Here is an 11,388-nt window from a genome sequence, read left to right as displayed (position 1 = left end):
CGGCTACGTGAACTCAAAGGTATCCGCATCCAGATTCGCCGGAAAACGCGTGCGGTAAGCCGCCAACTCTGCAGCATCCAGCACCACCTGAAACACCCCATCCGCTTCACCAGCGCTGAGCAATGTTTCACCCTGAAAATCCAACACCTGACTGTCACCGGTATACGCGAAGCCTTTACCGTCAGTGCCGATCCGATTCACCGCCGCCACGTAGCAGAGGTTTTCGATCGCCCGCGCTGGCAGCAAACGGTTCCAGTGCTGACGCCGTGCACCCGGCCAATTGGCGGTGTACAGCAACAGGTCGGTGTCCTGAGCGTCGCGGCTCCAGACCGGGAAGCGCAGGTCGTAGCAAATCAGTGGCCGCACTCGCCAGCCCTTGAGCTCGAACTGCACCTGGCGCTCGCCGGGCGTGTAGTGATTGTGCTCACCGGCCATGCGAAACAGATGGCGCTTGTCGTAGTGCCACACCTCCCCGTCCGGCCGCGCCCACAACAGACGATTGCGATGGCTGCCGTCAGCCGCCTGGACGATCACGCTGCCGGTGATCACCGCATTCAGTTTCGCTGCCTGAACCCGCAGCCATTTGCTGGTCGGACCATTTTCCGACTCGGCGAGCGTTTCCGACTCCATGGAAAAACCGGTGGTGAACATCTCCGGCAGAATGATCAGGTCAGCGCCGCGAGCCTGTTCCAGCAATTGCTCGAAATGCTCCAGATTGGCCTGACGATCATGCCAGGCCAGGGTGGTCTGGATCAGTGCAATGTTCAGATTGGGTAGCGCGCTCAGATCACGCATAGTTTTCCCGCTGCTTCACGCAGGGTCTCCTCACGTTTGGCGAAGCACAGGCGCACCAGGCGCTGGCCTTCGGGTGGTGTCTGGTAGAACACCGAGATCGGGATGCTCGCCACGCCATGCTCACGGGTCATCCACAACGCCATCTCGACATCGTCGAGGTCCGGACGGATCTGCGAGTAATCGACCAATTGGAAATACGTACCGGCCACTCGGGTGAAGCTGAAGCGCGACGGCGTCAGCAGATCGCAGAACAGATCGCGCTTGGCCTGATAGAACGCCGGCAGTTCCTCGACGTGTTCCGGGTGCTCGGCCATGTAGTCAGCCAAGGCATATTGCAGCGGCGTCACGCCGCAGAAACTGACGTATTGGTGAACCTTGCGCAGCTCGGCGGTGAGGGCCGGCGGCGCGACCACGTAGCCGGTTTTCCAGCCAGTGACGTGGTAGGTCTTGCCGAAAGAACTGACGACGAAGGCGCGTTGATACAGCTCTTCGTGATTCAGCACGCTGACGTGAGGCACGCCGTCGAAGACCAGATGTTCGTAGACTTCGTCGCTGACGATGTAGATGTCGCGATCGCGAATCAACGCCGCCATCTGATCCAGTTCGGCACGACTGATCAGCGCGCCGCTTGGGTTGTGCGGAGAGTTGAGAACGATCATCCGGGTGCGCGGCGTAATCGCTTCGGCAAGCTTCTGAAAGTCGATGGCAAAGTCATTCAAACCGAGTTGCACATGGACGCAACGACCACCCGCCAGTTCCACCGACGGCTCGTAGCTGTCGTAGCACGGATCGAACACGATCACTTCGTCGCCGCTATGGATAATTGCCTGAATCGCACAGAAGATCGCTTGAGTGGCGCCGGGAGTGACCGTCACTTCATGGTCGGCATCCACATTGACGCCGTAGCTGCGGGTGATCTTCGCCGCAATTTGCTGACGCAATGCCGGCAAGCCGGTCATCGGCGAATACTGATTGTGGCCATTGGCGATATGCCGCCCGACCGCATCGCACAGGGCCTGCGGGGCATCGAAATCGGGAAAACCCTGGGACAGATTCAGCGCCCCGGTTTGCGCCGCGAGCTGAGACATCTGAGTGAAGATAGTGATGCCGACATTCGGCAGCTTACTGGTGATCATCGGTGATTCCCTGCTCTACACCCGGCGCTAACGACGGCGCGGGAGAGTCCGAGAATAGCCCAAACCACAGGCATGAAAAAGGGCGCCACTGGCACCCTCTCTACTTCACCGACTTGGACGCAGAGCGTCCGAGGCTGCATTCCCACGCAGAGCGTGGGAACGATCACTGAATCAGCGCTTGTCTCTACGCTTCTTGTCGGCTTTCTTGTGGTGCGACATCATGCGACGCTTCTTGTTGACCTGACGGTCAGTGAGCGAGTTCTTGTTGCCTTCGTACGGGTTCTCGCCGCCCTTGAACTCGATGCGGATCGGCGTACCGACCAGCTTCAAGACACGACGGTAAGTGTTTTCCAGATAACGCACGTAAGACTTCGGCACCTTCTCGATCTGGTTACCGTGAATCACGATGATCGGCGGGTTCGCGCCACCCAAGTGGGCATAACGCAGCTTGATCCGGCGGTTGTTGACCATCGGCGGCGCGTGCTCACCGACCGCATCTTCCAGAATCGTGGTCAGGCGGTTGGTTGGCCAGCGGGTGACCGCAGACTTGAACGAGTTCTGTACGGAGGCGTAGAGGTTGCCCACGCCCGTGCCGTGCAGGGCCGAGATGAAGTGAATGTCGGCGTAGTCAACGAAGAACAGTCGACGCTGCAGCTCGACCTTCACGAAGTCGCGCTCGCTCGGCGTCATGCCGTCCCACTTGTTGATCGCGATCACCAGCGCACGACCCGACTCAATGGCGAAGCCCAGCAGGTTGAGGTCGTGGTCGACCACGCCTTCGCGGGCGTCCATCACAAAGATCACCACGTTGGCGTCTTTGATCGCTTGCAAGGTTTTGACCACGGAGAATTTTTCGACTTCTTCGTGGATCTTGCCGCGCTTGCGCACACCAGCGGTGTCGATCAGCGTGTACTTCTCGTCGTTACGCTCGAACGGGATGTAGATACTGTCGCGGGTGGTGCCGGGCTCGTCATAAACGATTACCCGGTCTTCACCGAGCATGCGATTGACCAGCGTCGACTTGCCGACGTTCGGGCGGCCGATGATGGCGATCTTGATCCCGTCTTTTTCGCTCGGACCAGGAATGCGCTTGGCTTCCTCGCCTTCGGCAACGATCTCTTCCTCGCCTTCTTCTAGCTCGTCATCGTCTTTCGGGAAGTTGCTCAGGGCGATTTCCAGCATCTGGGTGATGCCACGACCGTGGGCACCGGCGATCGGAATCGCGTGGCCCATGCCCAACGGGGCGAACTCGGCGCGGGCCATTTCAGGGTCGATGTTGTCGACCTTGTTGGCAACCACGTAAGAACGCTTGTTACGTTTGCGCAAATGCTCGGCGATCATCTGGTCGGCGGCGGTAAAACCAGCCTTGGCATCTACCAGGAACAGAACGACATCCGCTTCTTCAATGGCCAGCAGCGACTGCTCGGCCATTTTTTCGTCCATACCGTGCTCGTCACCGGAGATACCGCCGGTGTCGACCAGAATGTAGGAACGCCCTTGCCACTTGGCCTCACCGTATTGGCGATCACGGGTCAGACCGGACAAGTCGCCGACGATGGCGTCGCGAGTCCTGGTCAGGCGGTTGAACAAGGTGGACTTGCCGACGTTCGGTCGGCCCACCAGGGCGATTACGGGAACCATGCGGCTCTCCACTTCGTTATTTCAGAAAATACAAAAGCCGCTGCGAGGCAGCGGCTGGTGCTCGGGGCAGCGCCTGTGAGCGCTGCGAGCCCCGCAGAACGGGGCCGCTTGGGGAACTAACCCCAAGCATAGTCAAAGCTTTACTTAATGGTCAGGGCTTCCAGTTTGCCGCTGTTGCCATACAGATAAATCGTGTCACCCACTACCAGCGGACGGGCACGCAGGCCGTCGCTGTCAATGCGCTCGCGGCCGACGAAACGACCGTCAACCTGGCTCAGCAGATGCAGGTAGCCTTCCATATCACCGACTGCAACATAGCTGGAGAACACTTCCGGAGCCGACAGTTGACGACGGGCCAGCGAATCGTTGCTCCACAAAGCTGTGGTGGAACGTTCGTCGACGCCTTCAACGGTGCCCGAAGACAGGCTCACGTAAACGCTGCCAAAACCCTGGGCGACACCGGCATAGCTGGAAGCATCCCGCTGCCAGAGCTGACGACCACTTTCCAGATCCAGTGCCGCAACGCGACCCTGATAGCTGGCGACATACAGCGTACCGCCGGACAGCAGCAAGCCACCGTCGATATCGACAACGCGCTCCAGTTCCGAACGACCTTGTGGAATCGCTACACGTTGTTCCCATACCGGCACGCCGTTGGAGATATCGAGAGCGACCACTTTACCGGTCGACAGGCCAGCCACCGCGAGGCGGTTGGTGACGATCGGCGCACTGGTACCGCGCAGGGTCAATACGGCTGGAGTGCTGTCATACAACCAGCGCTGGTTGCCGGTAGCGGCATCCAGACCGATCAGACGGTCATCCTGAGTCTGAACCACCACCACGTCACCGTTGCTGACCGGCGGCGCGAGGACTTCACTGGACACGCGAGCGCGCCATTTCTCTTCACCGCTGCTGGCGTCCAGGGCAACGATTTCGCCCTTGATCGTACCGATCATGAGCAGACCGTAACTCACGCCAACGGCGCCGGAAACAGGCAGCTCGAGATCTTTCTTCCATTTGACGTCGCCATTGCTGCGATCCATCGCCATCACCACACCGGTGACGTCGGCGGCATAGATGGTATCGCCATCGATCGCCGGAACCAGCATGTTGTACGTTTTGCCCTGACCGTCACCGATCGAACGACTCCACTGCTTTTGCAAAACCACTTCTTCTTTGAAGTCGGTCAACTCGGCCGGTGGCAGTTCTTTTTTGCTGTTGCTGCTGCAACCCGCGGCCAAAATGGCCAGAGCCAGCAATGCTGCATGTTTCCAACGGATCACGTCACGCATCCCCTTTGGCCAGGTCGTCCAGCTTGATTTGTAGGCCACCGACCGCCGCTTCATCCGACAGTGCCGCCTTGGCTTTTTGATACGCCGTGTTCGCTTCGTCGGTACGACCCAATTGCACCAACAGATCGCCTTTGAGCTCTTCGCGAGTGGCCAGGAATGCTTTGTCGGCATCGCCTTCGAGCAGTTTCAGGGCTTCATCGGCCTTGTTCTGCGCGGCCAGCACCTGCGCCAGGCGCTGACGGGCGATTTCGCCCAATGCCGGGTTGGCCGGTTTGGCGGTAACGGCCTTCAGCTCGATGGCTGCGTCATCCAGCTTGCCGCTGTCGACCGCGACTTTCGCCACGAACAGGCTGCCGTATTGCGCGTAAGCGGTGCCGCCGAACTCGCTGTTGAGCTTGCCGGCCAAGTCCGAAACTCGGGCGGCATCAGGCTTGCCGTCAGGCGTCAGCGTGGTTTCCAGCAATTGCTGATAGAGCATCGAGGCGCCTTGCGACTGATTGCTCTGATACTTTTGAAAAGCCTGCCAGCCGAACACGATGACCAGCGCCAACAGGCCGCCAGTGACCAGGGGCTTGCCGTTGCGTGTCCACCAGTCCTTCAAATCCGCCAGGTTTTCGTCTTCGGTACTCGACACCCCAATACTCCTTAATCGCTAAATCGGCTGTTTATGACAGCTTCAACCCTGCACGACGCAGGTGGCCAGGTGTGCAGCAAGCGCATCCCAGGCAATGCTTTGTTGTTCGCCCTGGCCACGCAGGGGTTTGAAACCTACCACTTGCTGGGCCATTTCGTCGTCACCGAGGATCAGCGCGTACAGCGCACCGCTCTTGTCGGCCTTCTTGAACTGGCTTTTGAAGCTGCCGGCGCCTGCATTGACTTGCAGGCGCAGGTTGGGCAATTGATCACGAACACGTTCGCTCAGCGCCAGACCGGCCAGCTCGGCGGCTTCGCCGAAGGCGCAGAGATAGACGTCGACCTGACGGGAAATTTCTTCCGGGATCTGCTCCAGGGTTTCAAGCAGCAACACCAGGCGCTCGATCCCCATGGCGAAACCAACGCCGGGGGTCGGCTTGCCGCCCATCTGCTCCACCAGACCGTCGTAACGACCGCCGGCACACACGGTGCCCTGCGCGCCCAACTGGTCGGTGACCCATTCGAAAACGGTCTTGCTGTAGTAATCCAGCCCGCGTACCAGCTTCGGGTTGATCACGTAAGGAATGCCGGCGGTGTCCAGGCGAGTCTTGAGACCCTCGAAGTGCACACGAGACTCTTCGTCGAGGTAATCGGCCATTTTCGGTGCATCGACCAGCACGGCTTGAGTGTCAGCGTTCTTGGTATCCAGAACCCGCAATGGGTTGGTCTTCAGACGACGCTGGCTGTCTTCGTCCAGCTTGTCCAGGCGGGCCGAGAGGAACTCGACCAGCGCTTCACGATAACGACCACGGGACTCGGCGGTGCCCAGGCTATTGAGCTCGAGCTTGACCGCATCACGGATGCCCAGCTCGCCCCACAGGCGCCAGGTCAGCACTATCAGCTCGGCGTCGATGTCCGGACCATCCAGGTTGAAGACTTCGCAACCGATCTGGTGGAACTGGCGATAACGGCCTTTCTGCGGACGTTCGTGACGGAACATCGGGCCGATGTACCAGAGTTTCTGCACCTGGCCACCGCCGGTGATGCCGTGCTCAAGCACCGCACGCACGCAGGCCGCCGTGCCTTCAGGGCGCAGGGTCAGGGAATCGCCGTTGCGGTCGTCGAAGGTGTACATCTCTTTTTCGACGATATCGGTCACTTCACCGATGGAGCGTTTGAACAGCTCGGTGAATTCGACGATGGGCATGCGGATCTGCTTGTAACCGTAGTTATCCAGCAGACGCGAGACAGTGCCCTCGAAATGACGCCACAGGGGAGTCTGTTCGGGCAGGATGTCGTTCATGCCACGAATGGCTTGCAAAGACTTACTCACTTTAAATCCTTAAATTCGTTCGGCTCTTTAGTCGGGCTCAGCCGCGGGCGATTACTGCCGCGTCGGCTTCGACCTTTTCGGCCGCTTTCTGACGGATCAAGCGTTCGAGCTCATCCACCAGATTGTCATTCGACAGTTTCTGCGACGGCTTGCCGTCGATATAAATCAGGTTTGGCGTGCCGCCGGTCAAGCCGATATGGGCTTCCTTGGCTTCGCCCGGCCCGTTGACCACGCAACCGATGACCGCGACATCCAGCGGCACCAGCAGGTCTTCAAGGCGCCCTTCCAGCTCGTTCATGGTTTTGACCACATCGAAGTTCTGCCGCGAGCAGCTTGGGCAGGCGATGAAGTTGATGCCACGGGAACGCAGGTGCAGGGATTTGAGAATGTCGTAGCCGACTTTCACTTCCTCGACCGGGTCGGCCGCCAACGAGATGCGAATAGTATCGCCAATTCCTTCGGCGAGCAGCATACCGAGGCCCACGGCGGATTTCACCGTGCCTGAACGCAAACCACCGGCTTCGGTGATGCCCAGGTGCAGCGGCTGGACGATTTCCTTGGCCAGCAAACGGTAAGCGGCGACGGCCATGAACACATCGGAGGCTTTGACGCTGACCTTGAAGTCTTGGAAATTCAGGCGCTCAAGGTGCTCGACGTGACGCAGGGCGGATTCAACCAGTGCAGCCGGGGTCGGCTCGCCGTATTTCTTTTGCAGGTCTTTTTCGAGGGAGCCGGCGTTCACACCAATGCGAATCGGAATCCCGCGATCACGGGCGGCATCGACTACTGCACGCACGCGGTCTTCGCGACCGATATTGCCCGGGTTGATCCGCAGGCAGTCAACGCCCAGTTCGGCTACGCGCAGCGCGATCTTGTAGTCAAAGTGAATGTCGGCAACCAGTGGCACCTTGACCAGTTGCTTGATCTTGCCGAAGGCTTCGGCGGCATCCATGTCCGGCACGGAAATGCGCACGATATCGACGCCAGCGGCTTCCAGACGATTGATCTGGGCCACAGTGGCGGCTACGTCATTGGTGTCGCTGTTGGTCATGCTCTGCACAGCGATAGGCGCATCGCCGCCAACGGGCACGTTACCGACCCAGATCTTGCGCGATTCGCGACGTTTGATTGGAGATTCGCCGTGCATGACTTATTGACCCAACTTCAGGCGAGCAGTCTCGCCACTGGTGAACGGAGCGATATCAACCACCTGCCCGTTGTAGCTGACTTGCGCGCCACGGGCGAAGCCCAGACGCACGGAAAAGGGTGGTTTGCCGCTGACGGAAACGTTTTCGCCTTTACGCTTGAGACCGCTCAACAATACCTTGCCGGTGCCATCGCTCACTTGCGTCCAGCAATCAGCAGTGAATTGCAGTTGAACCTGGCCCTGGCCAGCAATCGGGGCAGCCGCCGCTGGCGCAGGAATGGTCGGAGTCACCGAAGCGGTTGCAGTCTGTGTCGGTACAGCTGCAATAGCTGGGACTGGCGTTGCCGGAGTGGCGACAACTGGTGCGGTGCTGTGCGCCGGTGCAGCCGGTGTTGGCGCGGGTGCAGTCGGTGCGGCGGTCGGCACAGTTGCTTCAGCTTCGGTCGACGCATCAGTCGAAGTTTCGGCTTGCGGCAACGCAAGCGCGGTTTCGCCTTCAACCTGACCTTGCGCGACGGCCTGGTCTTCCGGCTCGTCCAGCGGATGGATCTGGGTGGTGCCGTCAGCGCCTTCGACTTCAACGTGTTCCGGGCTCAGGCTGATCAGGTCTTTGGTGCGCAGCGAGGTTTGATCCTGCCACCAGAAAAAACCACCGCCAATGACCGCGATCAGCAACAGCAGGCTGACAATTCGCAAAATGGTGTGGGATACCCGAACCGGCTCTTCGATACGCCCCAGGCTATGGACGTTGCTGCCCTGGGAGTCGGTGCCGGTGGATTGGTCGAACTGCTGGACCAGAACGGTCTGGTCCATCCCAAGCAATTTGGCGTACGCGCGAATATAACCACGGGCAAAGGTATGCCCAGGCAGCTTGTCGAAAGCGCCGGCTTCCAGATTGCTCAGGGAATTGACGGTGAGGTTGAGCTTGAGGGCCACTTCAGCCAGCGACCAGCCATTGCTTTCGCGGGCCTGGCGCAAGGTTTCACCGGGGTTAACGCGATTCGCTGCTACAACTTCGGGATGCGCCGCTTTCATCATTGCTCCGACAGGTATTGCTGATATTCCGGCGTACCGGGATAGAGTCGTTTTAGTTGCAGGCCAAAACTGGCGGCCTTGTCGCGATCTTCAAACACTTTTGCCAGCCGAACGCCGAGCAATAGACTACGTGCATTTTGCTCCGTGAGCAGGCTAAAACGATCGTAATAGTCACGCGCGGGCACATAATGCCTGTCTTCGAAGGACAACTCAGCCATTTCCAGCAATGCACGTGGCTGCTGGCGATTCAAACGCAGGGCTTTTTCCAGCTGCTGCTGCGCCAGATCGCGCTGGCCCAGCTTCGAAGCGGTCATGCCGAGGTTCTCGAACACCCGCGAACGCTCGGGATACAGGGTATCGGCGGCAGCCTGTTCAAAGCGCTCATACGCCTCTTTGTACCGTTTCTCTTCGAAAAGGAAACTTCCGTAGTTGTTCAGGATTCGCGCATCGTTGGGGCGCGAAGCCAGCGCCTTGCGAAAATGCTCGTCCGCCAGCTCCGGCTCCATCTCGGCTTGAAACACCAGACCCAGCGCAGCATTGGCGTCTGGATCCGAGTCGTTCAGATCCAACGCTTTCTTCAACGGTACTTTCGCCCGTTCGGTCATGCCTTGTTGCAAGTAGCCCAAGCCCAGCTGTACATAGGCGGCACGCGCTTCATCGCGGCCCTTGCTGGTCTTCATCGGGTTGAAATCGCCCGACAGGACACAACCAGCACACAGGCTGGCCAACAGCAATAGCAGCGCGAAGCGCAGGGACATAGAGATCCTCTCTTAATTATTGTTCGCAGCGTTCTGCGCGATATCGTTTTCGGCGCTTAACTCGCGCACGGCGATATAACGTTCGCTGCGACGGGTGCGATCCAGCACCTGCCCTACCAATTGGCCACACGCGGCATCGATGTCTTCACCGCGGGTGGTGCGTACGGTGACATTGAAGCCGGCATGGTGAAGCTGATCCTGGAAACGGCGAATCGCGTTGTTGCTAGGGCGCTCGTAACCGGAATGCGGGAACGGGTTGAACGGAATCAGGTTGATCTTGCACGGAACGTTCTTGAGCAACTCGATCATTTCGACCGCGTGCTCAACCTTGTCGTTGATGTCCTTGAGCAACGTGTACTCAATGGTCAACACGCGTTTCTCGCCCAGGGACGACATGTAGCGCTGGCACGACTCGAGCAGCATCTTAAGCGGATACTTCTTGTTGATCGGTACCAATTGGTTACGCAATGCGTCATTGGGTGCGTGCAGCGACAACGCCAGGGAGACGTCGATGTGCTTGGACAGCTCATCGATCATCGGCACCACACCCGATGTAGACAGGGTTACGCGGCGCTTGGAGATTCCGTAGCCCAGGTCATCCATCATCAGATGCATGGCGGCCACGACGTTGTCGAAGTTCAGCAGCGGCTCACCCATGCCCATCATCACCACGTTGGTGATGGCACGGTCGGCGGTCGCCGGGATGCTGCCGAACGATTTATTGGCAATCCACACCTGACCGATGACTTCGGCGGCGGTGAGGTTGCTATTGAAACCTTGCTTGCCGGTGGAGCAGAAACTGCAATCCAGGGCACAGCCTGCCTGGGACGAAACGCACAAAGTGCCGCGTTTGCCCTGGGGAATGTACACGGTCTCGACGCAGCTACCGGACGCCACGCGCACCACCCACTTACGTGTGCCGTCGGTGGAAATGTCCTCGCTGACCACTTCGGGGCCGCGGACTTCAGCAATGGCCTTGAGCTTGTCGCGCAAGGCTTTGCTGACGTTCGTCATGGCGTCGAAATCATCGACGCCAAGGTGGTGAATCCATTTCATTACCTGACCGGCACGGAAACGCTTCTCCCCGATTGAGTCGAAGAATTTTTCCATTTCCAGCTGAGTCAGACCCAGCAGGTTGGTTTTTACAGTCGATGTAGTCATGGATTCACCTTCACTCTTAAGCCAATGCTTAGCGAGTGGTTACTTCAGTAGCTGCGAAGAAGTACGAGATTTCGCGAGCAGCAGCGGCTTCGGAGTCCGAACCGTGTACAGCGTTGGCGTCGATGGAATCAGCGAAGTCAGCACGGATGGTGCCGGCAGCAGCTTCTTTAGGGTTGGTAGCGCCCATCAGCTCACGGTTCAGAGCGATAGCGTTTTCGCCTTCCAGAACCTGAACAACAACCGGGCCGGAGATCATGAAAGCAACCAGGTCGCCGAAGAAACCGCGAGCGCTGTGCTCAGCGTAGAAGCCTTCAGCTTCGGCTTTGGACAGTTGCTTCAGTTTCGAAGCTACAACGCGCAGGCCAGCTTTTTCGAAACGAGTGGTGATCTCGCCGATAACGTTTTTTGCAACAGCGTCAGGCTTGATGATGGAGAAAGTACGTTGAACAGCCATGGT

The 11,388-nt window shown here is 58.8% G+C and carries 11 protein-coding genes; all 11 read right to left on the bottom strand.

Translation table 11 applies throughout. The features are described from left to right. Nucleotides 1-3: 3 nt before the first annotated feature. Complete coding sequence (locus ACYZTR_RS06195) at nt 4-795, bottom strand: amidohydrolase (RefSeq protein ID WP_461977291.1); 792 nt, start codon at nt 793-795, stop codon at nt 4-6. Further along, the gene (locus ACYZTR_RS06190) at nt 783-1,931 is read right to left on the bottom strand and encodes a pyridoxal phosphate-dependent aminotransferase (protein WP_461977289.1); all 1,149 of its coding nucleotides are present in this window, start codon (nt 1,929-1,931) and stop codon (nt 783-785) included. The genes ACYZTR_RS06195 and ACYZTR_RS06190 overlap by 13 nt, the downstream gene beginning before the upstream one ends. A gap of 171 nt (nt 1,932-2,102) precedes the next feature. Beyond that, complete coding sequence (der, locus tag ACYZTR_RS06185) at nt 2,103-3,572, bottom strand: ribosome biogenesis GTPase Der (protein ID WP_461977287.1); 1,470 nt, start codon at nt 3,570-3,572, stop codon at nt 2,103-2,105. A 140-nt stretch (nt 3,573-3,712) separates the two neighbouring features. Beyond that, nucleotides 3,713-4,864, bottom strand: coding sequence for an outer membrane protein assembly factor BamB (bamB, locus tag ACYZTR_RS06180; protein ID WP_449644205.1), 1,152 nt, complete (start codon nt 4,862-4,864; stop codon nt 3,713-3,715). Further along, complete coding sequence (locus tag ACYZTR_RS06175; RefSeq protein WP_282375263.1) at nt 4,857-5,498, bottom strand: tetratricopeptide repeat protein; 642 nt, start codon at nt 5,496-5,498, stop codon at nt 4,857-4,859. The genes bamB and ACYZTR_RS06175 overlap by 8 nt, the downstream gene beginning before the upstream one ends. Before the next feature lie 42 nt (nt 5,499-5,540). Then, on the bottom strand, nt 5,541-6,830 hold the full coding sequence (hisS, locus tag ACYZTR_RS06170; RefSeq protein WP_461977284.1) for a histidine--tRNA ligase: 1,290 nt from the start codon (nt 6,828-6,830) through the stop codon (nt 5,541-5,543). A 37-nt stretch (nt 6,831-6,867) separates the two neighbouring features. Continuing rightward, nucleotides 6,868-7,977, bottom strand: coding sequence for a flavodoxin-dependent (E)-4-hydroxy-3-methylbut-2-enyl-diphosphate synthase (gene ispG, locus ACYZTR_RS06165; protein WP_461977282.1), 1,110 nt, complete (start codon nt 7,975-7,977; stop codon nt 6,868-6,870). A 3-nt stretch (nt 7,978-7,980) separates the two neighbouring features. Next, a complete protein-coding gene (locus ACYZTR_RS06160) occupies nt 7,981-9,012 on the bottom strand; it encodes a RodZ domain-containing protein (protein WP_461977280.1) in 1,032 nt (343 codons plus the stop codon). After that, nucleotides 9,012-9,770: a type IV pilus biogenesis/stability protein PilW gene (gene pilW, locus ACYZTR_RS06155; protein ID WP_461977278.1), complete on the bottom strand. Its 759-nt coding sequence runs from the start codon at nt 9,768-9,770 to the stop codon at nt 9,012-9,014. Before pilW ends, ACYZTR_RS06160 begins: the two co-directional genes overlap by 1 nt. A 12-nt stretch (nt 9,771-9,782) precedes the next feature. After that, entirely contained in the window at nt 9,783-10,931 is a 1,149-nt protein-coding gene (gene rlmN, locus ACYZTR_RS06150) for a dual-specificity RNA methyltransferase RlmN (protein ID WP_449644201.1), read from the bottom strand. A 28-nt stretch (nt 10,932-10,959) separates the two neighbouring features. After that, a complete protein-coding gene (gene ndk, locus ACYZTR_RS06145; RefSeq protein ID WP_007916882.1) occupies nt 10,960-11,385 on the bottom strand; it encodes a nucleoside-diphosphate kinase in 426 nt (141 codons plus the stop codon). Nucleotides 11,386-11,388: the final 3 nt, after the last annotated feature.

The sequence above is a fragment of the Pseudomonas sp. Hz4 genome (genome assembly GCF_054898165.1).
Note: the sequence above shows the minus strand (reverse complement) of the source record. Positions and strands in the feature narration are given on the sequence as shown.